Raw genomic sequence first — 25,892 nt, forward strand, 5'->3', positions numbered from 1 at the left:
AGCACGTCACGCCGTCGGCTCCCTGCGCACCGTCACCGAGAACGCGTTGACGATGCCCAGGCCGCGCACCGTCGTCGGCGGCAGGGCGCGCAGTGCGAAGTCGCCCACGTCTGCCAGCTCGTCCGCGGTGGCGTCGTCGACGAGGACGGAGTTGCGCTCGGCCAGGGCGGTCAGCCGGGCCGCCAGGTTGGTGGGGGTACCGAACACGTCCCCCAGGCGGGCGACCACCGGGCCGGTCGCGATACCGACCCGGATGTCGGGCAGCGTGGCGTCCTCGCCGATCTCGGCCACCAGCCGGCAGCCGATGGTGGCGGCGGTCTTGGGGTCGTCGGCGGTGAACACGACCTCGTCGCCGAGCGTCTTGATGACCCGCCCGCCGGTGCCGAAGATGACGTCGTTGGTGGTGGCCTCGAACCGCTCGACCAGTTCGCCCAGCGCCTCGACGCTCAGCCCGCGCGAGAGCCGGGTGAACGACACCAGATCGGCGAAACCCACCGACGCCGGCGCCGCCAGCAGCGGCGCGTCACCGATGCGGCCGATGGCGACCAGCCGGTTCACCGACGCGCCCAGCTTGCGCCGCCAGGTGTAGATGAGCAGCCGCTCGAACTCCGGCAGCAGCTTCTGCGCCACCAGGTACGCCGATGTCAGCCGGCTGCCGGTACCGACACCGGCGGCCTCGTTCTCCTCGATGATCTCGGCCAGTGTCTCGACGTGCCACTCGGCGAGGCGGCCGGTCATGCGGCCCAGCGCCCGCACCATCTGCACGGCCGTGGCCTCGTCGACGACGCCGTCGCGGACGAGGTCGGTGATGCCGCGCAGAGCCTCCATGTCCCAGACGGTGAACGCCTGCTCGTCGCCGACGTCGGGGAAGCCGAGGGCACGCCAGTACCGCTGCGCGTCGGCGACCGTGAGCCCGGCACCCTCGGCGATCTGTTTCCACGTGTAGCGCCGGGACGCGCCCAGCAGGAGCCGCTCCAGCTCGTCGGCGGTGGGGCGCCGGGGCGGCTCCGGCGGCAGCGTCACGCGCGCTCGTCCTCCTCGTGCGCCTCGCGCACCAGTTCGTTCAGCCGCAGTTGCACCTGCTGGACCTTGGGCACGTCGTCCAGCCGGACCTGACCCTGCTCGCTGGCGGCGGAGACCACCAGCGTGCCGCACCGCAGGATGCGGTCGTTGAGGTGCATCTCGTACGCGACGTCGTTGATGACCCGCAGCGGGATGTCGCGGCCGGTGCGGGTGATGATGCCCTGCCGCGTGACCAGCCGCTCGTTCGTGATCGTGTACGTGGTGGTCAGCCAGGTCAGGAACGGCCAGATCACCCACGCTATGAGCACCACGACGCCGACGATCAGCAGCGCCCACCGGCCGATCGTGCCGATCGTCTCACCCTCGGGCAGCGCACCCAGGCCGAAGCCGACGCCGGCGGCCAGCACCAGCAGCACGACAACCGGGACGATGAGCGCCTTCACGTGCGTGTGCAGGTGGAAGATGACCTGTTCGTCGTCGCTGAGGTGCTTGTCGGAAAACCCCATGTGCTGAATCCTGGCACGGCGCGCCGCTGTGGGTGAACCGCCACCCTCAGCGAGGCCGCAGATGAACGATGTCGCCGGCGCCGACGACGACCGTCCCGGCCCCGGTCTCGATGACCAGGCGGCCGGAGTCGTCCACCGCCGCGGCCCGGCCGAGGACGCTGCCGCCGTCGGGCAGTTCCGCCCGCACCTGCCGGCCGAGTGTGTCGCAGCGGTCGCGGTAGGCACCGGCCAGCGACGGCGCCGGGTCGCCCCCAGCCGCGCGCCACTCGCGGTAGCGGGCCGCCAGCCGGTCACCGACGGCGTCGACGAGGGCGGCCCGACGGGCGCCGGTGCCGGCACGGTCGGTACCAGCCCAGGCCAGCGACGCCGCACCGGGCGGCAGCTGTTCCGGCGACTGCGAGACGTTGAGCCCGATGCCGACGACGGCGGCCGGCCCCTGCTCCGTCTCCACCCGCTCGGTCAGGATCCCGGCGAGCTTGCCGACGACGCCCCCGCCCGGCGCGTCCGGGCCTGCCGTCAGCAGCACGTCGTTCGGCCACTTGAGCACCGCCGTCGCGCCGGCGGCCCGCTCGACCGCTTCGGTGACCGCGACCCCGGTCAGCAGCGGCAGCCACGGCCACCGGGCGCTGGGCACGTCGTCCGGCCGGAGCAGGAACGACATCGCCAGCGACGTGCCCGGCGGCGCCTCCCAGCGCCGGTCGAGGCGGCCCCGGCCGGCGCTCTGGTGGTCGGCGACGACGAGCAGACCTTCGGCCGCGCCCTCCCGGGCTGCCGCCGCGACATCGGCGTTCGTCGACCCTGTCGTCGCGACCCACCGCACGTTCCACGCCGTCACAGCGCCAGCCTCCCCGCCCGGAAATGATCACGTCCACCATGGGTGCACCCGCTCCACGAGGCATGCATGCATGGTGACGCGTGGGCAACCATGGTGGACGTGATCATTTCCGGGGCAGCCAGGGCAGCTGGGCCGGATCGATCAGCCGGTGTTCTGCAGGCCGGCGGCCACGCCGTTGACGCTGATCTGCAGCAGCCGGCGGTTGGCGGCCTCGGCTTTGGAACCGGACTCGACCTCGTCGCGCCGCAGCGCCCGCAGCGCCCGGACCTGCAGGTACGACAGCGCGTCCACGTACGGGTTGCGCAGCGCGACCGCGCGGCCGAGCACGTGCCGGTCCTCCAGCAGCCGGCTGTGGCCGGTGACGTCGAGCACCCAACGGGTGGTGAGCGCGTGCTCGTCGAGGATGCGCTCGGTCAGGTCCGGCCGGTCACCCAGCGCCAGATACCGCGCGGCGATGCGCCGGTCGGACTTCGCCAGCGACATCTCCGCGTTCTCCATCATGACGGTGAACAGGGGCCACTCGGCGTATGCGCGGCGCAGCAGGTCGAGGTCGCCGACGGCGGCCAGGCCGGAGCCGAGGCCGTACCAGCCGGGCAGGGTGACCCGGGTCTGCGACCAGGAGAACACCCACGGGATGGCGCGCAGGTCGTCCAGCGACGACACCGTCAGCCCGCGGCGGGCCGGCCGCGAGCCGATGGGTAGCGAGCCGACCTCCTCCAGCGGGGTGACCCGGGCGAACCACTCCGGGAAGCCCTCGGCGCGCACCAGCGCGTGGTAGGCCTCGCGAGCGGCGGTGTCGAGGACGGACTCCAGCGACGCGAACTCCACGGCGGCCGCCCGGGCGCGCTCCTCGACCGCCGGCGTGGACGCCAGCAGCACCGCCGAGGCGACCTGCTCGATGTGCCGGCGGGCGATGGCGGGATCGCCGTACCGCGCGAAGATGACCTCGCCCTGCTCGGTGAGCTTGAACCGGCCGTCGACGGAGCCCGGCGCCTGCGCGAGGACGGCCCGGTTGGCCGGGCCGCCGCCGCGGCCCAGCGCCCCGCCGCGGCCGTGGAACATGGTGAGCGTCAGCTCGTGCGAACGCGCCCACGCGGTCAGCCGGTCCTGGGCGTCGTACAGCGCCAGTGTCGCCGACACCGGGCCGACGTCCTTGGCGGAGTCGGAGTAGCCGAGCATGATCTCCATGCGCCGGCCGGTGGCGTCGAGCCGGGCCTGGGTCTCCGGCAGCCGCAGCGCACCCTCGAGGATGTCGACGCAGGCGGCGAGGTCGGCCCCGGTCTCGAACAGCGGCACCACGTCCAACTCCAGCGGCCGCCCGTCCAGCGCGTGCCGGGCCAGCTCGTGTACCGCCGCGAGATCGTCGGCGGACTGGGTGAAGGAGACGACGTAGCGACGGCAGGCGTCGGGCCCGAAGCGGGCCTGGATCTGCGCCATGACCCGGATGGTCGCGAGGACCTCTTCGGTGCGCTCGGACAGCTCACCGCCGGCGGCGATCTCCTCCAGCGCGGCACGGTGGACGGCACTGTGCTGCCGGACCTCCAGCTCGGCCAGGTGGAAGCCGAACGACTCCACCTGCCAGATCAGGCCCTGCAGCTCGCCGTACGCCTGGCGGGAGGCGCCGGCCTCGGCCAGGCTGCCCTGGACGGCGCGCAGGTCGGCCAGCAACTCGGCGGCCGAGGAGTACGACACGTCGGCGTCGCGGCGGCGGGTCGCGCCGACCCGGGCGGCCGCGTACAGGACCGCGATGCGGTGCGGCTCGTTGGGCGAACGGGACGCCAGCTCGCTGTACAGCTCCGGCTGCGCGGCCTCGGCGTCGGTGAGCATGCGGCGCACCTCGGCCGAGGCCGGTGTGCTGGCGGCGTCGAGGGTGAGCCCGCGGCCGACCGCGGCACAGGCCGACTCCAGCGCCTCCAGCACGTGGTCGGACTGGATGGCCATGGCCTGCCGGGTGATGACACTGGTGACGTTGGGGTTGCCGTCGCGGTCGCCGCCGATCCACGAACCGAGCCGGACGAACGCCGGGACCTGCGGCGCGGCCACCGGGCCGGTGCCGGCCGCCGCGTCGCCGCCGGACAGCGCCATCTCCGCGCGCCGGTACACCTGCGGCACGACGTGGAACAGGACGTCGTCGAAGGCGGACATGGCGGTGCGGACCTCGTCGAGCGGGCCGGGACGGTCGACCCGCAACGGCTCGGTCCGCCACAGCACGTCGATCTGCTCCAGCAGCATCCGGTGCGTCTCGGCGTCCTCGGAGGCTCCCAGCCGAGGATCGTCGCGCCGCTCCAGCAGCCCGGCGATGCGCCGGATCGCGGTGACGACGGCGCGCCGGCGCGCCTCGGTGGGGTGCGCGGTGAGCACCGGCCGGAACTCCAAACCGTCGAGCAGGTGCTTGGCCTTGTCCTGCCCGGCCAGGCGGGCGACGTCCTCGACCGCCTTCGCGACCGTGCCGGCCAGCGGGTGGTCGGCACGGTCGCCGGCGCGCAGCGAGCGCACCCGGTGGTACTCCTCGGCGGCGTTGACCAGGTGGAAGTAGACCGTGAACGCGCGGGCGACCTCGTCGGCACGTTCCAGCGTCCAGGACGCGACGAGTTGCTCGGCCTGGCTGGCGGCGTCGTCGGCGACGGTCTGGTCCTCGTGGTGCGAGGCGATGGTGAGCTCGCGCAGCTGTTCTACGTCGGCGAGCAGACCATCGCCGCCGTACTCACGCAGCACCTGGCCGAGCGCGTCGCCCAGCTGGCGGACGTCGGCACGCAGCCGCTCGGGCATCTCGAAACGGGCGGCTTCGCGGGAACCGGTGGCAGTGGCAGCCATGCGGCCAGGGTAATGACGTCACGGCCGGCTGGGCGTCCTGCCCCACAGTGCGAGACGGCGCCTTCCGGCCGTGCTCTAACCTGCTAGGGCGTTTTCCACCCATCGGAGGCACCCACATGACCGCGCACGACGTCCCCGACATCCACACCACCGCGGGCAAACTCGCCGACCTGCGGCAGCGGATCGACGACGCAGTGCACGCCGGCTCCGAGCGGGCCGTGGAGAAGCAGCACGCCCGCGGCAAGAAGACCGCCCGCGAGCGCATCGCGATGCTGCTCGACGAGGGCTCGTTCGTCGAGTTCGACGAGCTGGCCCGGCACCGCTCCACCGCGTTCGGCATGGAGAAGAACCGCCCGTACGGCGACGGCGTCGTGACCGGTTTCGGCACCATCGACGGACGCCAGGTGGCGGTGTTCGCGCAGGACTTCACCGTCTTCGGCGGCAGTCTCGGCCAGGTGTTCGGCGAGAAGATCGTCAAGGTCATGGACTTCGCGCTGAAGACCGGCTGCCCGATCATCGGCATCAACGACTCCGGTGGCGCGCGCATCCAGGAGGGGGTGGTCTCGCTCGGCCTCTACGGTGAGATCTTCCGGCGCAACGTGCACGCCTCGGGCGTCATCCCGCAGATCTCGCTGATCATGGGGCCGTGCGCGGGCGGCGCGGTGTACTCGCCGGCCATCACCGACTTCACCGTCATGGTCGACCAGACCTCGCACATGTTCATCACCGGCCCGGACGTCATCAAGACCGTCACCGGCGAGGACGTGGGCTTCGAGGACCTCGGCGGCGCCCGCTCGCACAACACGAAGAGCGGCAACGCCCACTTCATGGCCGCCGACGAGGCCGACGCCATCGACTACGTCAAGGCGCTGCTGTCCTACCTGCCGCAGAACAACCTCGACCCGGCGCCGTCGTTCCCCGGCTCCGACGCGGCGCTGGAGGTCACGGACGCCGACCTCGTCCTGGACACCCTGGTGCCGGACAGCGCCAACCAGCCGTACGACATGCACTCCGTGATCGAGGCCGTCATGGACGTCACGGCCGACGGCTCCGCTGACTTCCTGGAGGTGCAGCCGTTGTTCGCCGGCAACATCGTCGTCGGCTTCGGCCGCATCGAGGGCCAGTCGGTCGGTGTCGTCGCCAATCAGCCCATGCAGTTCGCCGGGACGCTGGACATCGACGCGTCGGAGAAGGCGGCCCGGTTCGTGCGCACCTGTGACGCCTTCAACATCCCGGTGCTCACGTTCGTCGACGTGCCCGGCTTCCTGCCGGGCACCGACCAGGAGTGGAACGGCATCATCCGCCGCGGCGCGAAGCTCATCTACGCCTACGCCGAGGCCACCGTCCCGCTGGTGACCGTCATCACCCGCAAGGCCTACGGCGGCGCCTACGACGTCATGGGCTCCAAGCATCTCGGCGCCGACGTCAACCTCGCCTGGCCGACCGCGCAGATCGCCGTCATGGGCGCCCAGGGCGCGGTGAACATCCTGCACCGCCGCGAACTGGCCGAGGCCGCCGACCCGGAGACGCGCCGCGCGGAACTGATCACCGACTACGAGGACACCCTGGCCAACCCGTACCTCGCCGCCGAGCGCGGCTACGTCGACGCCGTGATCCCTCCGTCGCGCACCCGGGTGGCCATCATCCAGGCCCTGCGGGCGCTGCGCACGAAGCGCGAGACCCTCCCGCCCAAGAAGCACGGCAACATCCCGCTGTGACCGGCGACGATAGGGTGAGCGCCGTGGACGATCCGACGACGCAGCCGAGGCCCGTCCTGCGGGTGGTGCGGGGCAACCCCACCGACGAGGAACTGGCGGCGCTGCTGGTGGTCCTGGCGGCGCGGACGGCGGCCGCCCCGGCCCAGCCGGCGCCGGGCCGGTCGGCGTGGGCGTCGTACTGGAGCCGGAACCGGGCGCCGTTGACGGCGGGCTCGGGGGCATGGCGGGCCAGCGCGCTGCCGCGCTGACGGCACCGGCAAAACCGACCTGCCCGGAACCCGCGCGGCCGTCTAGGGTCGCTCCCGTGACCATTCCGCAGCCGCCGCGCACCGTCGACGAGATCGCCGACGCTTACGTCGACGTGTACGCCGCCCTCGACCCGTTCACCGCCACGTATGTGGGCCTGACGGGTTACGACGACGCCAGCACGGACCTGTCGCCGGACGGGTTCGCCGAGCGCCGCCAGCTGACCCAGCAGATCCTCGCCGCCCTCGACACCGCCACGGCGGCCGACGAGCGCGAGCGGGTGGCGGGCGAGGCCATGCGGGAACGGCTCGGCCTGGACCTGGAGATGGACGACGCCGGCCTGAACCGGAGTCTCAACGTCATCGACAGCCCTATGCACTGGGTCCGCGAGACGTTCGACCTCATGCCCACCGAGACCGACGATCAGTGGGCAAGCATCAACGCTCGGCTGCGGCAGGTCCCCACCGCGCTCGAGCAGTACCGCCAGACCATGCTCGCCGACACCGCCGCCGGCCGGCCGCCGGCGCTGCGGCAGGTGCTGGCGGTGGCCGAGCAGGCCCGCCGCATCGCCGACACGTTCTTCGCCGGGCTCGTCGCCACCGCCCCGGAGGGCATGCGCGGTGAGCTGGACCCGGCAGCGGCCGACGCGTCGCTGGCGTACGAGCGGTTCGGCCGCTTCCTCACCGACATGGTCGCGCCCAAGGCCCGCGAGGACGACGCCGTCGGCAAGGACGCCTACTCCATCGCTTCGCGGCACTTCCTCGGCGCCGAGATCGACCTGGACGAGACGTACGAGTGGGGCGTCGCGGAACTGGCCCGGGTCGAGGCCGAGATGGCCGAGGTCGCCCGGCAGATCGTGCCCGGCGGCACCGTGGACGACGCCGTCGCCGCGCTGGACGCCGAACCGGACCGGAAGATCGTCGGGACCGCCGGGCTGCAGGCATGGATGCAGGACCTGTCCGACCGCACCGTCGAGGCGATGAACGGCGTCCACTTCGACATCCCGGAGCCGATTCGCCGGCTGGAGTGCCGCATCGCACCCACCAAGGACGGCGGCATCTACTACACCGGCCCGAGCGACGACCTGTCCCGGCCCGGGCGCATGTGGTGGTCGGTCCCGGAGGGTGTGGAGGAGTTCTCCACCTGGCGAGAGACCACGACGGTGTTCCACGAGGGCGTCCCCGGCCACCACCTGCAGGTGGCGCAGGTCGTCTACCGGCGCGAGGTGCTCAACCGGTGGCAGCGGCTGATGTGCTGGGTGTCGGGCCACGGCGAGGGCTGGGCGCTGTACGCGGAGCGGCTGATGGCCGACCTGGGTTTCCTCGACGACCCCGGCGACCGGCTCGGCATGCTCGACAGCCAGGCGTTCCGGTCCGCGCGCGTGGTGGTCGACATCGGCTTCCACCTGGGCAAGGACGTGCCGGAGTCGCTCGCGCGCGCCGACGGCCTCACGCCCGGACGGTGGACGCCCGAGTCCGCGTACGCGTTCCTGCGCGCGCACTGCCGGATGCCCGACGAGTTCCTCCGCTTCGAGCTGGACCGCTACCTCGGCTGGCCGGGGCAGGCGCCGTCGTACAAGGTCGGCGAGCGGATCTGGCTGGCCGCCCGTGAGGACGCCCGCCGCCGTCAGGGCGACGCGTTCGACCTGCGCGAGTTCCACCGGGCCGCGCTCGACCTCGGGTCGGTCGGCCTGGACCCGCTGAAGAACGCCCTGGCCCGTCTCTGAACCGGCCGGTTCCGGCCCGCCGGCGAGCAGATCCCCCGGCGGGCTGCCGGTCGCCGGGAATCTGCCCGTCGATGAATTTCCCAACCGGGGAATACCGGACCGCCGCCCTCGGTTAGGGTGTTTCGGTCATGACGAACATCTGGGGACTCACCGAGCGCCTGCACGTCGATCTTCGACGGCAGGCCAGCGCTGTCTGTCCGGGCTGAGCCCCGAGCGAGCGCCCGCCCGCGTCCTGGCACGCCGCACCCGGTGCCGCGTCACCCCACATCGCGTCCCTGACGCCGCCTGACCGCGTCCGTGCGATGTCCCGGCCCGCGCTCGCCGCTCCACCCGCCTCATCTCCCCTGATCCCGTCCCGAAAGGCGTCAGCATGTCCCAGTCCACGTCCGCCGACGCGCCCGCGTCCCGGCGACTGCGACTTCCGTCCTTCTCCGTCCAGGTGCTGATCGGCTTGGTGCTCGGTGTCGTCCTCGGCCTGGTAGCCCGCAATCTGGGCCCGGCCGCCGACGGCAACCCGAACTGGCTGACCAGCACGCTCGACACCATCGGCGGGCTGTTCGTCGATCTGCTGCGCACCGCGGTGATCCCGCTGATCTTCACCGCGATCGTCGCCAGCATCGCGAACCTGCGCAACGTCACGAACGCCGCCCGGCTCGCCGGCCAGACACTGCTGTGGTTCGCCATCACCGCACTGATCGCCGTGAGCATCGGCATCACGCTCGGCCTGATCCTGCAGCCCGGTCAGCACACGTCGGTCACGGACGCGGCGGCAGCTGAGCCGGGCCGCACCGGTGACTGGTGGGCGTTCCTGACCGGCCTGGTGCCAACGAACTTCCTCGGGCTGTCCGCGTCCACGTCGCTGGACCCCGAGAGCGGCGCGGCCGCCACCAGCCTGTCGTTCAATGTGTTGCAGTTCCTCGTGGTCTCCGCCGCCATCGGCATCGCGGCGCTGAAGGTCGGCGAGAAGGCCGAGCCGTTCCTGGCCTTCAACCGGGCCGCGCTGGCGATCATCCAGAAGGTGCTCTGGTGGATCATCCGGCTGGCCCCGATCGGCACCATCGGCCTGCTCGGCTACGCCGTCGCCGACTACGGCTGGGACGCCATCGGCTCGCTCGGCCGTTTCACCCTGGCCATCTACATCGGCTTGGCGCTGGTGCTGTTCGTCGTCTACCCGATCGTGCTGCGCGCGCACGGACTGAACCCGCTGAAGTTCTTCACCGGAGCCTGGCCGGCCATCCAGCTGGCCTTCGTGTCGCGTTCGTCGGTCGGGACGCTGCCGGTGACCGAGCAGGTCACCGAGCGCAACCTGGGCGTCTCGCGGTCCTACGCCTCGTTCGCGGTGCCGTTCGGCGCCACCACCAAGATGGACGGGTGCGCCGCCATCTACCCGGCCATCGCGGCCATCTTCGTGGCGCAGTTCTTCGGCCTGGACCTCAGCATCACCGACTACCTGCTGATCGTGCTGGTGTCCGTGGTGGGCTCGGCCGCCACCGCCGGCACGACCGGCGCGACGGTCATGCTCACGCTGACGCTGTCGACGCTGGGCCTGCCGTTGGCCGGCGTGGGCCTGCTGCTGGCCGTCGACCCGATCCTCGACATGGGCCGCACCGCGGTCAACGTCGCCGGGCAGGCGCTGGTACCGACCATCGTCGCCCAGCGGGAAGGGCTGCTCGACCTGGAGGTCTACAACTCCAACCGGCGCGGTGACGTGTTCACCGGCGAGCGCGCCGAGGACGACGAGCCCGCCCGTCCCGGCGAGCTGGCCACGGCATGAACCGGGCTGCCGTCGCAAATCGCATGACAGAGACAGGGTCACCGACCTCGGGTTAACCTCTCGGTGACCGAGATCACCCGATGATCGTCGGCGGTCGAATGTCCGCAGGGCATCGACCGCCGATGATCATTTTCGGTAACGTGAGGTGCTGTGCTACGCCTGCTGCTCGCTTCCCAGTCCCCAGCCCGGCTCGCGACGCTGCGTTCCGCCGGCATCGAGCCGGTGGTGCAGGTCTCCGGCGTCGACGAGGACGCGGTGCTCGAGGAGGCACGTCGCCGCGGCCCGGTGCCTCCACGCGACGCCCCGCTGCTGCTCGCGCGGGCCAAAGCCGAACACGTCGCCGGCCGGACGTTCACCGACATGATCGTGCTGGGCTGCGACTCCATCCTCGAGCTGGACGGCGAGGTTCACGGCAAGCCGGCCGACCCCGACGACGCGGTGCGCCGGTGGCGGCGCATGCGCGGGCGGTCCGGCGTGCTCTACACCGGGCACTGGCTCATCGACCTGCGCGAGCCCGACGACGGCGGTACGGGCCGGGCACTGGGTGAGACCGCCGGCACCACGGTGCACTTCGCCGACCTGTCCGATGCCGAGATCGACGCCTATGTCGACACCGGCGAGCCGCTGCGGGTGGCGGGCGCGTTCACCATCGACGGTCTCGGCGGCCCGTTCGTCACCGGCATCGAAGGCGACCATCACGCCGTCGTCGGCCTCTCGCTGCCACTGCTACGCACGCTGCTGGCGCAGCTCGGCGTCGGCATCACCGATCTGTGGCGCACCGACCGCGACCACGAGCCGGTGCGCCGCCGGGCCCGCCGCGCCGGACTGCACTAGCCGGGCCGCCCGGGCGGCGCCGGCCCGACGTCAGACCGGCGGCACACCGTGCCGGCGGCTCGAGAACGACCGGTCCTTCCCGGCCGCCGCCGCCAGCCGCGCCACCAACTGCTCACGCAGCTGCTCGGGCTCGACGATCGCATCGATCACCAGGTCCGAGGCCAGCCGGAGGATGTCGATGTCGGCCTCGTACTCCGAGCGCAGCCCCGCCACAAAGGCCGCCCGCTCCGCCTCGTCCTCGATGGCGGCGATCTTGTTGAAGTACACCGCGTTCACCGCGGCCTCGGGCCCCATCACCGCGATCTTCGCCGTCGGCAGCGCCAAACAGGCGTCTGGACCGAACCCGGGCCCGCACATCGCGTAGAGCCCCGCACCGTAGGCCTTGCGGACGATGACCGACACCGTCGGCACCGTCGCCTCCGCCACCGCGGTGATCATCTTGGCTCCGTGCCGGATGATGCCCTGCCGCTCGACCTGCGAGCCGATCATGAAGCCCGGGACGTCCGCGAGGTACACCAGGGGCACGTTGAAGGCGTCGCACAGCCAGATGAACCGCGCCGCCTTGTCAGCGGAGTCGACGAACAGCACGCCGCCCTTGACGGCGGGCTGGTTGGCGACCACGCCGACCACCTGGCCCTCCAGGAGCCCGAACCCGGTCACCAGCTCCGCCGCGAACTGCGGCTTCACCTCGAAGAACGTGCCGTCGTCCAGGAGCGCGTCGATGACCTCGTGGATGTCGTAGCCGAGCGCTTCCTCAGCCGGGACGAGGTCGCGGCTGAACTCGCGCGCCGGCTCTCCGGCCGGGTACGACGGCGGCGCCGCCCGCCACGACCCCGGCAGGTAGGAGAAGAACGCCTTGGCCTGCTCGATCGCGTCGGCGTCGTCGGCAGCCAGGTTGTCGCCACAGCCGGACACCGTCGCGTGCATCCGCGCGCCGCCCATCTCCTCGAGCGTGACCGTCTCGCCGACGACCATCTCGGCCATCCGCGGCGAGCCCAGGTACATGGACGCGTTGCCGTCGACCATGATCACGATGTCGCAGAACGACGGGATGTACGCACCGCCCGCCGCGCTCGGGCCGAACAGGCAGCAGATCTGCGGGACCTTGCCGGACAGCGCCACCTGGTTGTGGAAGATGCGCCCGGCGCCCCGGCGGCCCGGGAACAGCTGGACCTGGTCGGTGATGCGGGCGCCGGCGGAATCGATGAACCAGAAGACCGGAAGCTCGTCGCGCAGCGCGGCCTCGGTGACCCGCACGATCTTCTCCACGGTGCGCGCGCCCCACGAACCGGCCTTGACGGTGGGATCGTTCGCGACGACGAGCGCGGGCCGCCCGTCCACCAGCCCGCGGCCGGTGACGACGCCGTCGGCGGGGAGGTTGCCCGCCAGGGCGTTGGCGAGCTGCCCGTCCTCGACGAAGGTGCCGGGGTCGAAGAGCAGGTCGAGCCGCTCGCGGACGTAGAGCTTGCCCTGCGCCGCCAGCTTGGCCGCCGCGGCCTCCGGCGGAGCCTCGGTGGCCTTCCGGGCCGTCTCGACCTCGGCGTAGTGGTCGTGCCCCACGCTCAGCCCCTTCCCTCACCCATGATCATGTCCCTGACGGGCACTCGGCGACCGCGCGAGAACATGATCATGCCGAAACCGGTAGCCCCATGCCACGCGCGATGACCAGCCGCTGGATCTCGCTGGTGCCCTCGCCGATCTCCAGGATCTTGGCGTCGCGGTAGAACCGGGCCACGGGGTACTCCTCCATGAAGCCATAGCCGCCGTGCACCTGGGTGGCGATCCGGGTGGCGCTGACCGCCGCCTCCGTCGCGTAGAGCTTGGCCGTCGCCGCGGCCTGCTTGACCTGCGCCGCCGGGGCGCCGGCGTCACGAAGCGCCGCCGCCCGGTACGTCAGCAGCCGCGCCGCCTCCGCCATCACGTGCAGGTCAGCTACCTGGAACGCCACGCCCTGCTTGCTGCCGATCGGCGTCCCGAACGACGTCCGCTCGTTCGCGTAGCCGGCACTGGCGTCGATCATCGCCTGGATGCAGCCGACCGCGAGTGCGGCGATGGCGATGCGGCCGTCGTCGAGCGTGGCCAGGAACTGTGCGAACCCGTTGCCGCGCTCGCCGAGCAGGTGGTCGGCCGGCACCCGGGCGCCGTCGAACGTCAGCGGGTGGGTGTCGGAGGCGTGCCAGCCGAGCTTGTCGTAGGCGGGCTCGACGACGAAGCCCGGCGTCCCGGCCGGCACGATGATGGCCGACACTTCCGCCGTGCCGTCCGGCTGGTCGCCGGTGCGCGCGGTGATGGTGACGCAGCTCGTCAGCTCGCTGCCGGAGTTGGTGATGAACTGTTTGGCACCGTCGATCACCCATTCGCCGCCGTCGAGGCGCGCCCGGGTGACCGTCGCGCCCGCGTCGGACCCGGCGCCCGGCTCCGTCAGGCCGAACCCGGCGAGGGCCCGGCCGGCGACGAGGTCGGGCAGCCAGCGCCGCTTCTGCTCGTCGGTGCCGTAGGCGACGATCGGTGTGATCCCGAGGCCGACGGCGGCCTCCAAGGTGATGCCCAGCGACTGGTCGACCCGGCCGATCTCCTCGATGGCCACGCACAGGCTGGTGAGCCCGCCGCCTGCCCCGCCGTACTCCTCGGGTGCGGTGAGCCCGAACAGCCCCAGCTCGCCCATGGCGCGGACAGTCGAGACGGGGAACTCGTGGTTGCGGTCCCACCCGGCGGCGTGCGGCGCGATCCGCTCGCGGGCGAACTCACGGACAACGTCACGGAACTCCTGGTGCTCCGCGGAGAGCTCGAACATCGTCGTTCCCGCTTCCCTGGATGGTGCTGCCTACTTGACGTTTACGTTAACGTGAGTTGCGGGCCTACACCAGGGTTCTGTTGGCTTCACCAGGCATGCATGGGTGGTGGGGCGAACACACGCATGCCGAACGTGATCGTTTGGGAGGGGGCGGACGTGGGCGACGAGCGGACGTGGACCATCGCGGAGCTGGCCGAGGAGTACGGCGTCACGCTGCGCACCATCCGGTTCTACGAGGAGCAGGGGCTGCTCACTCCGCAGCGCAACGGCACCCGCCGGGTCTTCCACGACGGTGACCGCGTGCGGCTGGGCCTGGTGCTGCGCGGCAAGCGGCTCGGCTTCGCCCTCGACGAGATCAAGAAGATCATCGGGATGTACGACGCCGAGCCCGGCGAGGTCGGGCAGTTGCGCTACCTGCTGGAACAGATCGCCCGCCGGCGCGCCGAACTGGAGGAGCGCCGGCGCGACATCGACGCCGCCCTGGCCGAGCTCGCCGACCTGGACCGCCGCTGCCGCGCCGACCTGGACCGGCTGGCCGGCTGACTCCTACCTCGAAGGTCCCGCAGGGGTACCCCGTCGCGACCATGCCCTGATCACTCGCACGGCCGGCCACACCCAGATCGCGGCCAGCGCCGTCAGGACTCCCGCGACGGTCCAGAGCACCCGGCCGTCCAGGCCCTCGTAGCCGTCGAGATCGGACTCGGCCATGACCCGCTCGGGATCGGCAGGGTCGAAGCGGACAGGGAACTCGCCCTCGTACGGCGCGGGCGCCGGCGACCACCGCCCCGGCGGCAGGCTCCAACCGCTCGGGCTGACGGCCCTCAGCTCGAGCACACGCGGCCCGGACGGCAACTCGACCTCGGCCCGGACCCGCAGGGTCTCGCTCCGACCCGCGGCGGGACGCATCTCGGCATCGGAGGCGAGCGTCTCCCTGCCGTGTGCCCGCAGGTCGTGCACCAGGCGCGCCTCGCCGTGCTGAGTCGCCGCGAACCCGATCGCCAGGCCCGCGAGCAGTACCAGCACGACCAGCACGAACATGACGGTCCGCTCGCCCCACGTCATGGTCATCCGGCGAAGGATCGCACGGATCGGGCGTGGCTCGCCATCCGGTGACCCGATCGGCATCATCGTCCGACATGGGCGATCCCTACCGGCCTACGGTGACCGGTCGCGGGAGACCCTGGGTTAGCCTGTAGCCGCGCAGTCGAGCCCCCGAGGAGTGTCGTGAGCAGCAGGGTCACCAAGGTGCTCGTCGCTAATCGCGGCGAGATCGCAGTTCGCGTCATCCGCGCGTGCGCCGACGCTGGCATCGGGAGCGTCGCGGTGTATGCCGACGGCGACCGCGACGCACCGCACGTCCGGCTCGCCGACGAGGCCTACGCGCTCGGCGGCGAGTCCGCCACGGAGACCTACCTCGTCATCGCCAAGCTGCTCGACGTCGCGGCCCGCTCCGGCGCGGACGCCGTGCACCCCGGCTACGGGTTCCTGGCCGAGAACGCCGAGTTCGCCAGTGCCGTCGTCGATGCCGGGCTGACGTGGATCGGCCCGCCCCCGGCCGCCATCGAGGCGCTGGGCGACAAGGTCAGTGCCCGGCACATCGCCGCCCGCGCCGGTGCGCCGCTCGTCGCCGGCACACCCGACCCGGTGACCAGCGCCGACGAGGTCGTGGAGTTCGCGAAGGAACACGGCCTGCCGATCGCCATCAAGGCGGCGTTCGGCGGCGGCGGCCGCGGCCTGAAGGTCGCCCGGACGCTGGAGGAGATCCCCGACCTGTACGAGTCCGCCGTCCGCGAGGCGGTCGCCTCGTTCGGCCGCGGCGAGTGCTTTGTCGAGCGTTACCTCGACCGTCCCCGGCACGTCGAGACCCAATGCCTCGCCGACCAGCACGGCAACGTCGTGGTCGTGTCGACGCGGGACTGCTCGTTGCAGCGCCGGCACCAGAAGCTGGTCGAGGAGGCGCCGGCGCCGTTCCTCACCGAGGAGCAGAACGCCGAGCTGTACCGCGCGTCGAAGGCGATCCTGCGCGAGGCCGGCTACGTCGGCGCCGGCACCTGCGAGTTCCTCGTCGGCAACGACGGCACCATCTCCTTCCTCGAGGTCAACACCCGGCTGCAGGTCGAGCACCCGGTGACCGAAGAGGTCACCGGCCTGGACCTGGTGCGCGAGATGTTCCGCGTCGCCGAGGGTGCCGAGCTCGGCTACGACGACCCGCCCGTGCGCGGGCACTCGCTGGAGTTCCGCATCAACGGCGAGGACCCGGGCCGCAACTTCCTGCCCACCCCCGGCACGGTCACCACCTTCCGCCCGCCGGCCGGTCCGGGCGTGCGCGTCGACGCGGGTGTCGAGGCAGGCAGCGTCGTCGGTCAGAACTTCGACTCCCTGCTGGCCAAGCTGATCGTCACCGGAGCGAGCCGGGAGCAGGCGGTGCAGCGAGCCCGCCGGGCGCTGGCCGAGTTCGAGGTCGACGGCCTGGCCACGGCCATCCCGTTCCACCGCGCGGTGCTGGACGACCCCGCGTTCGTGCCGGCCGAACCGGACACGCCCTTCACCGTGCACACCCGCTGGATCGAGACCGAGTGGGACAACCGCGTCGCGCCGTACGCCGGTTCGGGTGTCGACGACGCCGAGGCCGCGACGGTGCGCGAGCGGGTCACCGTCGAGGTCGGCGGCAAGCGGCTGGAGGTCGTGTTGCCCGGAGGCCTCGGTCTCGGCGCCAATCCCGGTGCCGCGGCCGCGAGCGGTCCGCAGCGTCGGCCCGCCCGCCGTGGCGGCGGCCGGTCAGGTGCCGCGTCCGCCGGCGGCGACGCGCTGGCCTCCCCGATGCAGGGCACCATCATCAAGGTCGTCGCCGAGGACGGGCAGGCGGTGGCCGAGGGCGACGTCGTCGTCGTGATGGAGGCCATGAAGATGGAGCAGCCCATCACCGCGCACAAGGCCGGGACGGTCTCCGGACTGTCCGCCGAAGTGGGCGCCACCATCGCCAACGGAGCGGTGATCTGCACCATCGTCAGCTGACACTCCTCCACCCCGTGATCATGGGGGAAGAGTCGCCGGTGCGGGCGCGTTGGCGGGTATGACACGTCAACGACCCGAGAGGATCTTTCATGCCCACACTGTCGGACACCGCCCGTGAGCTGTTCTCCCGCCCGATCCCCGGCTGGGCGACGGTACTCGACGCGGACGGACGGCCGCACAACTCCATCGTCTGGGTGGACGTCGACGGCGACGATGTCGTCTTCAACACCGCCGCGGGCCGGGTGAAGGAGCGGTACCTCCGCGAGAACGACGTCGTCTCGCTCAGCGTGCTGGACCCCGACAACGCCTGGCGGTGGGCCAGCGTCACCGGGCGCGCCACCCTGTCGACCGCCGACGGCGACGAGGTGATCGACCGGCTGGCGAAGAAGTACCTGGACGCCGACAGCTACCCCTTCCGCAAGGAGGGCGAGCAGCGCGTCACCGTGCGGGTGGCCGTGGACCAGGTGCTGGAAGAGACGTCCTGAGCCGGAGCCGCTGACCTGAATGCACGACGGCCGCGGACAGCCCCGCGGCCGTCGTGTTCAGGCCACTGTGTATTCAGGCCGCCGGGCGTTCAGGCCGCCGGCGTTCAGTCCGCCGTGGCCCAGCTGACCTGGACGTCGGCACCGAACAGTTCGCCGTAGCGCGCGGCCGCGGACGTGACGGCGGCCTTGGTGGCTGCGGAGACCTTCTCGAACGGCTCGACGGTGACGGTGAGCGTCGAGTTCTTCAGCTCGTGACCCCACACCCCGCGCACGACGCCGTCGACCACCAGCACAGGTGAGATCCAGCCGGCGGCACGCGACACCCGGTCGAGGTAGCCCTCGGGCACGGTGTGGACGCGGTTGCCGACCGGCGCGATGACGTACGGGTCGAAACCCGGCAGCAGCCACACCCCGCCGGCATCCTGCGGATCGGTCTGGAGCATGGCATCCAGGCCGGCCGGGGTGAGCCAGGAGGCGATGCCGTCGAGGTCGACCTCGACAATGACGTCGGCGTGGTCGGCGAACAGCCGGCGTGCCGCCGCCGGATCGATGCCCCACCAGCGACTGAAGTCGGTGTGCGTGGCCGGACCGTAGGTGTCGAGGAACCGGCCGATGACCGCGGCCATGGCGGTGTGCTCGTCCGGCTGGGAGTCCCAGGGAGCGTCCGGCAGCCAGCCGCGCGGGTCGGTGAACGTGACGTTGCGGTCTCGGTCTGGACCCGAGCACAGCAGGCCACCGGCCGCGGCCGGCTTGAAGATCTGACCCCAGCCCGACCGCATCGCCTTCTCGACCGCCGGCTTGCGCACCACCCGCAGGACCTCGGCCGACAACTCCTCCCGGGTGAGCACCCGGCCCGGCAGCACCTCGCCGATGACGTCGGTGACCCGGCGCAGGTCGGCACCGGTGATGCCGTGGTAGCGCTCCCAGGCGGGCGTGAGCTTCGGGAACTGGCGTTGCGCGAACGCGGCGACCAGCAGCGGCAGCTCCTCGGCCGGGAACAGGTGCAGGGTGCCGCGCATGCCCCAGGTGCGGACCAGCGTGCGGTCGGTCCACAACGCGGCCGCGGTGTCGCCGAGCGCATACGACGGGGTGCGCACCGCGGCGATCAACTCCGCCGTTGACGCCACTTGGGCATGCAGCCCCACCAGTCGCGACGCGGTGGCGAGCAGCCCCGGCGACGCCTCGGCGACATACTGCCGGCGCAACCGCCACGCCAGCGCCTGACCCCACGAGACCTTCTCCACAGCCACCATCGAACCACGCGGCACCGACAACGCCGAGCGCTGCGATCTTTTGCACAGGACCTGGCCGTGGCAGGACGCCGAAGACCGTGGATGATGGGTATATGTCGAGCGTCTACGACGATGCAGCCCAAGCCCTCCGCAACTCCAGGCTGTATGTCGCCCCGGAGGCGGCACGAGAACTCGAGGACGCCGGCCGTCCCTTCGACCGTTCGGCGCGAGCTGCTGCGGAGCAGACGCTGAGCAATGCGGACACACCCGTTTACATGGCGGTTCTCCCGGCCAGCGCCGAGAATGTCCGCAACGGTCTGCGCGACATGGCTCGAGGAGTCGGTGCTGATGGCACCTATGTCGCCGTGCTTCCGGACCTGCGGGCCAGCATCGACTCTACGGTCCTCAACTCCAGCGCGGTCCAGGAAGCGAGAGATGACGCCACGAACCTGGCGCGCGATGTCACCGGGTTCGTCGACGAGCTTGTCCCTCGGCTGGAGGAGCTCGCGGCTGACGGCGGCGCTGGTGGTGGCGGGGGCGGCGCACCGGCGGGCAACGGCGGTGGCGGGCTGCTTCCCCTGGCCATCCTGGCCGCCGCGGGCGGTGGCGGTTTCCTGCTGTACCGCCGCAACAAGCGCACCAAGGAACGCGCCCAGCTCGAGCAGGTGCGCGGCGCCTTGGAGGAGGACATCACCGCGTACGGCGAGCGGCTGTCCGCCATCGACCTGGACGTGCGCGACGACTCCCGGGCGCCGATCGAGGCGCGCCACGAGTACAGCCGCGCTCTCGACCTCTACGAGAACGCCAAGCTGTACTCCGAGCGTGCGGAGCGGCCCACCGACCTGAAGCCGGTCACCACGGCGCTGGAAGAAGGCCGCTGGCTGCTGGCCTGCGTCGATGCCCGGCTGAAGAACGAGCCCATCCCGGAGCGGCGGCTGCCGTGCTTCTTCGACCCGGGCCACGGTCCGTCGATCGAGGACATCGAGTGGGCGCCGCCCTACGGCGCGCCGCGCACCGTGCCGGCCTGCGCCGCCGACGCGCTGCGCATCAAGAACGGCGGCGACCCTGACGTGCGCATGGTGCCGGTCGGCGACGGCGAGCGGCGGCCCTACTACGACGCGGGGCCCGCGTACGGGGGTTGGGCCGGCGGCTACTACGGCGGCCTGCTGCCCGGCATGCTCATGGGCACGATGCTCGGTTCCGCGATGGCCGGCCCGGTCTACGTCGACGGCGGCGGCGACTTCGGTGGTGGCGGCGACGGTGGCGACTTCGGCGGCGGGTTCGACGGGGGCGACTTCGGCGGCGGATTCGGCGGCGGCGACTTCGGCGGCGGATTCGGCGACTGACCCGGATCCGGACGTAGACGCATGCCGACTCCTGACTTCATCCTGGCCCTGCGCGAGCACGTCGGCCACGACCTGCTGTGGCTGACCGGCGTGACCGCGATCGTCGTCGACGAGGACGGGCGGGTGCTGCTGCATCAGCGGTCCGACACCGGCGAGTGGTCGCTGGTCTCCGGCATCCTGGAGCCCGGTGAGCAGCCGGCGCACGCCGTCGTCCGCGAGGCGTACGAGGAGACGGGCGTGCACGTCGCTGTGGAGCGGATCACCAGCGTGGTCACCGACCCACCGGCGAGCTATCCGAACGGCGACCGCGTGCAGTTCCTCGACATCGCGTTCCGGTGCCGGCCGGTCGGCGGTGAGGCGCGGGTGAACGACGACGAGTCGCTGGCGGTGGCGTGGTTCGCGCCGGACGAACTGCCGGAGCTGTGGCCGCGTCATCGGCAGCGCCTCGAGCATGCGCTGAACGGCACCGGCCCGGACGCCTGGTTCGACCCGCCGCCGTCCCAGGTGATCGACAGGCCCTCGCTACCGCCGGCGGGGTAGCAACCCGCTGTCGATCACGTCGGTCAGGTGCGCAGGTGCAGCCGCCGGGCCGCTTCGGCCACCGACCCGGACAGCGACGGGTACACCGTGAAGGCCCGTGCCATCTGGTCCACGGTCAGGGACGCCTCGACCGCCAGCGAGATCGGGTGGATCAGCTCGCTGGCCCTGGGCGACACGACCACCCCGCCGACGATGATCCCGGTGCCGGGCCGGCAGAACAGCTTCACGAAACCGTCGTGGATGCCCTGCATCTTGGCCCGGGCGTTGGTGGCCAGCGGCAGCTTGACCGCGCGGGCGTCGATCTCGCCGGCGTCGACGGCGGCCTGACTCCAGCCCACGGTGGCGATCTCGGGCGCGGTGAAGACGTTGGCGGCGACGGTCTTGAGGTCCAGCGGTGTGACGGCGTCGCCGAGGGCGTGCCACATGGCCGTACGACCTTGCATCGCCGCGACAGAGGCGAGCATGTTGACGCCGGTGACGTCGCCGGCGGCGTAGACACCGCGGGCGGACGTGCGCGAGACCCGGTCGACCTTGACGAAGCCGCGCTCGTCCAGCGCGACCCCGCACTCGTCCAAGCCCAGGTCCTCGGTGTTCGGCACCGAGCCGACCGCCATCAGGCAGTGCGAGCCGCGCACGGTCCGTCCGTCGGTGAGGCTGACCAGGACGCCGTCGCCGTCGCGCCGGACCGACGCCGCGCGCGACCGGGACAGCACGGTGAGGCCCCGCCGGGCGAACACCTCTTCCAGGACGTAGGCGGCGTCGGCATCCTCTCCCGGCAGGACCCGATCGCGCGACGACACCAGCGTGACTTCGGAGCCGAGCGCGTTGTAGGCGCTGGCGAACTCCGCGCCGGTGACGCCGGAGCCGACGACCACCAGCCGCTCCGGCAGCTCGGTGAGGTCGTAGACCTGCTCCCAGGTCAGGATGCGCTCGCCGTCGGGCTCGGCCTCCGGCAGGATGCGTGGGCGCGCGCCGGTGGCGAGTAGCGCGACGTCGGCGACGAACTCGTGCGCGCCGTCGTCGACGACGACGCGGTCGCCCGGCGCCAGCCGGCCGGTGCCGCGCACGATCTGCACGCCGGCCTTCTCGACCGCAGCCGTCGTGTCGGCCGACTGTGCCTTGGCCAGCTCCAGCACCCGATGGTTGACACGGGCGAGGTCGACGCCGACCGGACAGTCGATGACCACACCGAGTTCGTCGGACTCCGCCGCCTCGGTGACCACCTCCGCCGTCGCGATCAGCGTCTTGCTGGGGACGCAGTCGGTGAGGACCGCCGACCCGCCGACGCCGTCGCGATCGACCAGGGTGACCTCCGCTCCGAGCTGCGCGGCCACCAGGGCCGCCTCGTAACCGCCAGGTCCGCCGCCGAGAATCGCCACACGTGTCACGTGGGCCATTGTTCCCCACTCGCGCCGATCCACCCCGTCGGTGCCCGACACGGCCCGGCATGGCACCCTGTCTTCGTGCCGTCGATACCCGATGACGACGCCGGCGAGGCCACGTCCGACGCCGGCGAGCCCACCGTGCGGCGCCGCAACTGGCGGCTGATCGGCTGGCTCGCCGCCATCACGATCGTGATCACCACGATCGACCAGCTGACGAAGGTTTGGGCGGAGTCCTCGCTGGCCGGCCGCGAGCCCATCGAGATCGTCGGCGACCTGCTGCAGCTGCGGCTGCTGTACAACTCCGGCGCGGCGTTCTCGATCGCGACCGGTATGACCTGGCTGCTCACGCTCATCGTCGCGATCGTCATCGTGGTGGTCCTGCGGGCGTCGGCCCGGCTCGGATCACCGGGCTGGACCGCAGCGCTGGGGATGCTGCTCGGCGGCGCGTTCGGCAACCTCATCGACCGGCTCTTCCGCGACCCCGGTTTCCCGGAGGGTCACGTCGTCGACTTCATCGACTACGGCGGCCTGTTCGTGGGCAACATCGCCGACATCGCGATCACCGGGGCGGCCGTGCTCATAGCGATCCTGACGTTGCGCGGCAGCACCATCGACGGCGTCACGCGGACCCCCGCCTCGGCGCCCGGCGGCACCGACGATCCCTCCTGACGGCTTCGTGCCTGTTCGTGAGTGGCCCTCTGAGCCGCCCGAGGTACAGTCGCCCGGTGACCGACGCCCTGGACGACCCCGGCCCGGCCGCCCGCGCCGCCGCCGACCACCTCGCCGCCGTCACCGGAGTGCCGCGCCATGACATCGCGCTGGTGCTCGGTTCCGGCTGGGGCGGCGCCGCGGACCTGATCGGCGAGACCGTCGCGGAGCTCCCCAGCACCGACGTCCCCGGCTTCGCCGCACCTGCTGTCGGCGGCCACGTCGGCACCATCCGCTCGATCCGGGTGGGCGACACCGGGCGGCACGCCCTGGTGCTGGGCTCGCGCACCCACCTGTACGAGGGCCGGGGTGTACGCGCGGTGGTGCACGGGGTGCGGACGGCCGCCGCGGCGGGGGTCTCCACGCTGGTGCTGACCAACGGCTGCGGCGGGCTGCGCGAGGAGTGGCCGGCCGGCACACCGGTGCTGATCAGCGACCACATCAACCTCACCGCGACATCGCCGCTCGAAGGCGCGACGTTCGTCGACCTCACCGACCTGTACGCCGCCCGGTTGCGCGCCGTGGCCCGCGAGGTCGACCCGTCGCTGCCCGAGGGCGTGTACGTCCAGTTCCGCGGGCCGCACTACGAGACGCCGGCGGAGGTGCGGATGGCCCAGCGCATCGGCGGCGACCTGGTGGGCATGTCGACGACGCTCGAGGCCATCGCCGCGCGCGAGGCCGGGGTGGAGGTGCTGGGCCTCTCGCTGGTCACCAACGCGGCCGCCGGCATCAGCGCGACCCCGCTGAGTCACGAGGAGGTCATCGAGGCCGGCCGCGCCGCCGGGCCTCGCATCAGCGCGCTGCTGGCCGCCGTGGTCGCCCGCCTCGTCTGAGGCGTCATGCCGGGGCAGGCTGGTCGGGGCCCTAGGATCGTGCGGAGCACGAGCGAGAGGACGACTGCCGGTGATGAGCGACGTGATCGACCACGCCCGCGCCTGGCTGGCCGACGACCCCGATCCGGTCACCCGTGCCGAACTGCAGGCTTTGGTGGAGCTGGCGGCGGACAGCGACGCGGAGGCTCAGGCCGATCTGGCCGATCGGTTCGCCGGCTTCCTGCAGTTCGGCACGGCCGGGCTGCGGGGCGCGATCGGCGCCGGCCCGAACCGGATGAACCGCGCCGTCGTCATCCGTACTGCCGCCGGCCTGGCCTCGTACCTGACCGACTCGCGCCCTCCGGTCGGCGGCAGCCGGCACCGGGTGGTCATCGGCTACGACGCCCGCTACGGCTCCTACGATTTCGCCGTCGACACCGCCGCCGTCATGACCGCGGCCGGGATCGAGGCGCTGGTCATGCCGCGGACGCTGCCGACGCCGGTGCTGGCGTTCTCGGTTCGGCAGCTGAACGCGGACGCCGGTGTCATGGTCACCGCGAGCCACAACCCGCCACAGGACAACGGCTACAAGGTGTATCTCGGCGGTCCGGACGGCGGTTCTCAGATCGTCTCTCCGGCCGACGCCGAGATCGCCGCGCGCATCGACGCCGTCGCCTCGGTGGCGTCGGTCCCGCGCGCCGAGAGCGGCTGGACGGAGATCGGCGAGGACGTCGTCGACGCCTACCTGGATTCCGCCGCCGCGGTCGCGGCGGCGGACGGTCCGCGCGGCGTGCGCATCGTCCTCACGTCCTTGCACGGTGTCGGCGGGGCGTCCGTCGTCGAGGCGCTGCGGCGGGCCGGCTTCACCGACCTGCACGCCGTGGCCGAGCAGGCTGAACCGGACCCCGACTTCCCCACCGTCGCGTTCCCGAACCCCGAGGAGGCCGGCGCCATCGACCTCGCGGTCGCGCTGGCCCGCGACGTCGATGCCGACCTCGTCGTCGCCAACGATCCCGACGCCGACCGGTGCGCCGTCGCGCTGCCCGTTCCAGCTCGTGACGGCGGCGGCTGGCGGATGCTGCACGGCGACCAGGTCGGCGCACTGCTGGGCGAGCACCTGGCGGCGACCGGCCGCGGCGGCGTGTTCGCGAACTCCATCGTCTCGTCCCGGCTGCTCGGCCGGATCGCGGCGGGCCATGGCGTGGACCACGCCGAGACGCTCACCGGGTTCAAGTGGATCTCCCGGGTGCCGAACCTGCGCTACGGCTACGAGGAGGCACTGGGTTACTGCGTCGACCCGGAGTCCGTGCGCGACAAGGACGGCATCTCCACCGCCGTGCTGGTGGCCGAGCTGGCAGCGGCCACTGCCGCGGCCGGCCGGACGCTCTGGGACCTCCTGGACGACCTCGCGCTGCGCCACGGCCTGCACGCGTCCGACCAGCTGTCGGTGCGCGTGGACGACCTGTCGCTGATCGCCGGCGCGATGGCCCGGCTGCGTGCCGCGCCGCCGGCGCGACTGGCCGGCTCCCCCGTCACAACCGCCGACGACCTCCTGGCCGGTGACGGCGGGCTACCGCCCACCGACGGGCTGCGCTACCTGACCGCCGACAGCTCCCGCGTCATCGTCCGGCCCAGCGGCACCGAACCCAAGCTGAAGTGCTACCTCGAGGTCGTCGTCCCGGTCACCGGACCGACCGACCTGGCCACGGCACGCGACGAAGCAGCCGGCCGGCTCGCCCAGCTCCGCACCGACGTCAGCGCCTCGCTGGGACTCTGACCCGGGCCGCCGAGTCGACGGCTGGTCCACCGGTTCGGGTTCTCGGTCCTGCTCGTGCCTGGCCCATCGACCTCTGGTCCGGGCGCGTGCAGGTCTGAACGCATCGGCGCGCTCAGACTCTCCCGCGCCGGTGGCGACCGCATGATCCTGACCGGCCACGCGGCCCCGGCCGCGCGACTCGGTCAGCGGCTGGCTGTGAACCGCCACCGTCCCGGATCCGTCGCCAGGAGGTCACTCAACCGCTGACCAGCCGCGCGGGGCCGCATGTCCATAGCAACAGCGTGGCCACTGATGGCGCCAGCGCGCTCAGACCTGCAGCGGG

23 protein-coding genes are annotated in these 25,892 nt (G+C 72.1%); 14 read left to right on the forward strand and 9 right to left on the reverse strand.

Features of this window, described 5'->3' with window-relative positions:
* Window positions 1–6: 6 nt before the first annotated feature.
* From JIAGA_RS0122220 to JIAGA_RS0122235, 4 genes are all read right to left on the reverse strand, one after another.
* A complete protein-coding gene (locus JIAGA_RS0122220; protein ID WP_026877341.1) occupies window positions 7–1,023 on the reverse strand; it encodes an adenylate/guanylate cyclase domain-containing protein in 1,017 nt (338 codons plus the stop codon).
* A complete protein-coding gene (locus tag JIAGA_RS31735) occupies window positions 1,020–1,529 on the reverse strand; it encodes a PH domain-containing protein (RefSeq protein ID WP_035812857.1) in 510 nt (169 codons plus the stop codon). Before JIAGA_RS31735 ends, JIAGA_RS0122220 begins: the two co-directional genes overlap by 4 nt.
* Before the next feature lie 46 nt (window positions 1,530–1,575).
* Window positions 1,576–2,364 carry a biotin--[acetyl-CoA-carboxylase] ligase gene (locus tag JIAGA_RS31740; protein WP_051426396.1) on the reverse strand — a complete coding sequence of 263 codons (789 nt, stop codon included), beginning with the start codon at window positions 2,362–2,364 and terminating at the stop codon, window positions 1,576–1,578.
* Between the two features lie 141 nt (window positions 2,365–2,505).
* The gene (locus JIAGA_RS0122235) at window positions 2,506–5,178 is read right to left on the reverse strand and encodes a phosphoenolpyruvate carboxylase (RefSeq protein WP_026877342.1); all 2,673 of its coding nucleotides are present in this window, start codon (window positions 5,176–5,178) and stop codon (window positions 2,506–2,508) included.
* 116 nt (window positions 5,179–5,294) lie between these two features.
* Here JIAGA_RS0122235 and JIAGA_RS0122240 point away from each other — a divergent pair, with 116 nt between their 5' ends.
* The 6 genes from JIAGA_RS0122240 to JIAGA_RS31745 all read left to right on the forward strand — a co-directional run bounded on the left by JIAGA_RS0122240 (window position 5,295) and on the right by JIAGA_RS31745 (window position 11,476).
* The gene (locus JIAGA_RS0122240; RefSeq protein WP_026877343.1) at window positions 5,295–6,896 is read left to right on the forward strand and encodes an acyl-CoA carboxylase subunit beta; all 1,602 of its coding nucleotides are present in this window, start codon (window positions 5,295–5,297) and stop codon (window positions 6,894–6,896) included.
* 23 nt (window positions 6,897–6,919) lie between these two features.
* Window positions 6,920–7,144, forward strand: coding sequence for an acyl-CoA carboxylase subunit epsilon (locus JIAGA_RS0122245; RefSeq protein WP_026877344.1), 225 nt, complete (start codon window positions 6,920–6,922; stop codon window positions 7,142–7,144).
* A 56-nt stretch (window positions 7,145–7,200) separates the two neighbouring features.
* The gene (locus JIAGA_RS0122250) at window positions 7,201–8,868 is read left to right on the forward strand and encodes a DUF885 domain-containing protein (protein WP_211239792.1); all 1,668 of its coding nucleotides are present in this window, start codon (window positions 7,201–7,203) and stop codon (window positions 8,866–8,868) included.
* Between the two features lie 128 nt (window positions 8,869–8,996).
* Entirely contained in the window at window positions 8,997–9,074 is a 78-nt protein-coding gene (locus JIAGA_RS36420) for a putative leader peptide (protein WP_425402791.1), read from the forward strand.
* 164 nt (window positions 9,075–9,238) lie between these two features.
* Window positions 9,239–10,642 carry a dicarboxylate/amino acid:cation symporter gene (locus tag JIAGA_RS0122255; protein ID WP_026877346.1) on the forward strand — a complete coding sequence of 468 codons (1,404 nt, stop codon included), beginning with the start codon at window positions 9,239–9,241 and terminating at the stop codon, window positions 10,640–10,642.
* Between the two features lie 150 nt (window positions 10,643–10,792).
* Window positions 10,793–11,476, forward strand: a complete 684-nt coding sequence (locus JIAGA_RS31745; protein WP_051426397.1) for a Maf family protein — start codon at window positions 10,793–10,795, stop codon at window positions 11,474–11,476.
* A gap of 30 nt (window positions 11,477–11,506) precedes the next feature.
* Here the strand turns inward: JIAGA_RS31745 and JIAGA_RS0122265 are convergent, their stop codons facing one another.
* Both JIAGA_RS0122265 and JIAGA_RS0122270 read right to left on the reverse strand, forming a co-directional pair.
* Window positions 11,507–13,036, reverse strand: a complete 1,530-nt coding sequence (locus tag JIAGA_RS0122265) for an acyl-CoA carboxylase subunit beta (protein ID WP_026877347.1) — start codon at window positions 13,034–13,036, stop codon at window positions 11,507–11,509.
* Between the two features lie 67 nt (window positions 13,037–13,103).
* On the reverse strand, window positions 13,104–14,270 hold the full coding sequence (locus tag JIAGA_RS0122270; protein ID WP_026877348.1) for an acyl-CoA dehydrogenase family protein: 1,167 nt from the start codon (window positions 14,268–14,270) through the stop codon (window positions 13,104–13,106).
* 132 nt (window positions 14,271–14,402) lie between these two features.
* Between JIAGA_RS0122270 and JIAGA_RS0122275 the strand changes: the two genes are divergently transcribed.
* Window positions 14,403–14,813, forward strand: a complete 411-nt coding sequence (locus JIAGA_RS0122275; RefSeq protein WP_211239793.1) for a MerR family transcriptional regulator — start codon at window positions 14,403–14,405, stop codon at window positions 14,811–14,813.
* 3 nt (window positions 14,814–14,816) lie between these two features.
* On the opposite strand, the gene JIAGA_RS0122280 is transcribed toward JIAGA_RS0122275, so the two are convergent.
* Window positions 14,817–15,338 carry a hypothetical protein gene (locus tag JIAGA_RS0122280; RefSeq protein WP_157553424.1) on the reverse strand — a complete coding sequence of 174 codons (522 nt, stop codon included), beginning with the start codon at window positions 15,336–15,338 and terminating at the stop codon, window positions 14,817–14,819.
* 156 nt (window positions 15,339–15,494) lie between these two features.
* On the opposite strand from JIAGA_RS0122280, the gene JIAGA_RS0122285 reads away from it, so the two are divergent.
* Together JIAGA_RS0122285 and JIAGA_RS0122290 are read left to right on the forward strand one after the other, a co-directional pair.
* A complete protein-coding gene (locus JIAGA_RS0122285; RefSeq protein WP_026877351.1) occupies window positions 15,495–17,285 on the forward strand; it encodes an acetyl/propionyl/methylcrotonyl-CoA carboxylase subunit alpha in 1,791 nt (596 codons plus the stop codon).
* Window positions 17,286–17,374: 89 nt separating this feature from the next.
* Window positions 17,375–17,770 carry a TIGR03618 family F420-dependent PPOX class oxidoreductase gene (locus JIAGA_RS0122290; protein WP_026877352.1) on the forward strand — a complete coding sequence of 132 codons (396 nt, stop codon included), beginning with the start codon at window positions 17,375–17,377 and terminating at the stop codon, window positions 17,768–17,770.
* 104 nt (window positions 17,771–17,874) lie between these two features.
* Here JIAGA_RS0122290 and JIAGA_RS31750 read toward each other — a convergent pair whose 3' ends face one another.
* Complete coding sequence (locus JIAGA_RS31750; RefSeq protein WP_169738924.1) at window positions 17,875–19,020, reverse strand: winged helix DNA-binding domain-containing protein; 1,146 nt, start codon at window positions 19,018–19,020, stop codon at window positions 17,875–17,877.
* 95 nt (window positions 19,021–19,115) lie between these two features.
* Here JIAGA_RS31750 and JIAGA_RS31755 point away from each other — a divergent pair, with 95 nt between their 5' ends.
* Entirely contained in the window at window positions 19,116–20,348 is a 1,233-nt protein-coding gene (locus tag JIAGA_RS31755) for a hypothetical protein (RefSeq protein WP_051426400.1), read from the forward strand.
* Window positions 20,349–20,369: 21 nt separating this feature from the next.
* Window positions 20,370–20,888 carry an NUDIX hydrolase gene (locus JIAGA_RS31760; protein WP_051426401.1) on the forward strand — a complete coding sequence of 173 codons (519 nt, stop codon included), beginning with the start codon at window positions 20,370–20,372 and terminating at the stop codon, window positions 20,886–20,888.
* A 23-nt stretch (window positions 20,889–20,911) separates the two neighbouring features.
* Here the strand turns inward: JIAGA_RS31760 and JIAGA_RS0122310 are convergent, their stop codons facing one another.
* Window positions 20,912–22,285, reverse strand: a complete 1,374-nt coding sequence (locus tag JIAGA_RS0122310; RefSeq protein ID WP_026877353.1) for an NAD(P)H-quinone dehydrogenase — start codon at window positions 22,283–22,285, stop codon at window positions 20,912–20,914.
* A 66-nt stretch (window positions 22,286–22,351) separates the two neighbouring features.
* Between JIAGA_RS0122310 and JIAGA_RS31765 the strand changes: the two genes are divergently transcribed.
* The 3 genes from JIAGA_RS31765 (at window position 22,352) to JIAGA_RS0122325 (ending at window position 25,570) form a co-directional block, all read left to right on the forward strand.
* Window positions 22,352–22,942 carry a signal peptidase II gene (locus JIAGA_RS31765; RefSeq protein ID WP_211239795.1) on the forward strand — a complete coding sequence of 197 codons (591 nt, stop codon included), beginning with the start codon at window positions 22,352–22,354 and terminating at the stop codon, window positions 22,940–22,942.
* 56 nt (window positions 22,943–22,998) lie between these two features.
* Complete coding sequence (locus JIAGA_RS0122320) at window positions 22,999–23,814, forward strand: purine-nucleoside phosphorylase (protein WP_026877354.1); 816 nt, start codon at window positions 22,999–23,001, stop codon at window positions 23,812–23,814.
* 70 nt (window positions 23,815–23,884) lie between these two features.
* Entirely contained in the window at window positions 23,885–25,570 is a 1,686-nt protein-coding gene (locus tag JIAGA_RS0122325; RefSeq protein WP_026877355.1) for a phosphohexomutase domain-containing protein, read from the forward strand.
* The last annotated feature ends 322 nt before the right edge of the window (window positions 25,571–25,892 follow it).

Origin of the sequence: Jiangella gansuensis DSM 44835 (genome assembly GCF_000515395.1) — a bacterium.
Classification (GTDB): Bacteria; Actinomycetota; Actinomycetes; order Jiangellales; family Jiangellaceae; genus Jiangella; species Jiangella gansuensis.

Coding starts and splice junctions, on each gene's coding strand:
- JIAGA_RS31735 (WP_035812857.1), bottom strand. CDS start 1,529: ATGGGGTTTTCCGACAAGCACCTCAGCGACGACGAACAGGTCATCTTC.
- JIAGA_RS0122235 (WP_026877342.1), bottom strand. CDS start 5,178: ATGGCTGCCACTGCCACCGGTTCCCGCGAAGCCGCCCGTTTCGAGATG.
- JIAGA_RS0122240 (WP_026877343.1), top strand. CDS start 5,295: ATGACCGCGCACGACGTCCCCGACATCCACACCACCGCGGGCAAACTC.
- JIAGA_RS36420 (WP_425402791.1), top strand. CDS start 8,997: ATGACGAACATCTGGGGACTCACCGAGCGCCTGCACGTCGATCTTCGA.
- JIAGA_RS0122255 (WP_026877346.1), top strand. CDS start 9,239: ATGTCCCAGTCCACGTCCGCCGACGCGCCCGCGTCCCGGCGACTGCGA.
- JIAGA_RS0122270 (WP_026877348.1), bottom strand. CDS start 14,270: ATGTTCGAGCTCTCCGCGGAGCACCAGGAGTTCCGTGACGTTGTCCGT.
- JIAGA_RS0122280 (WP_157553424.1), bottom strand. CDS start 15,338: ATGACCATGACGTGGGGCGAGCGGACCGTCATGTTCGTGCTGGTCGTG.
- JIAGA_RS0122290 (WP_026877352.1), top strand. CDS start 17,375: ATGCCCACACTGTCGGACACCGCCCGTGAGCTGTTCTCCCGCCCGATC.
- JIAGA_RS31755 (WP_051426400.1), top strand. CDS start 19,116: ATGTCGAGCGTCTACGACGATGCAGCCCAAGCCCTCCGCAACTCCAGG.
- JIAGA_RS31760 (WP_051426401.1), top strand. CDS start 20,370: ATGCCGACTCCTGACTTCATCCTGGCCCTGCGCGAGCACGTCGGCCAC.
- JIAGA_RS0122310 (WP_026877353.1), bottom strand. CDS start 22,285: ATGGCCCACGTGACACGTGTGGCGATTCTCGGCGGCGGACCTGGCGGT.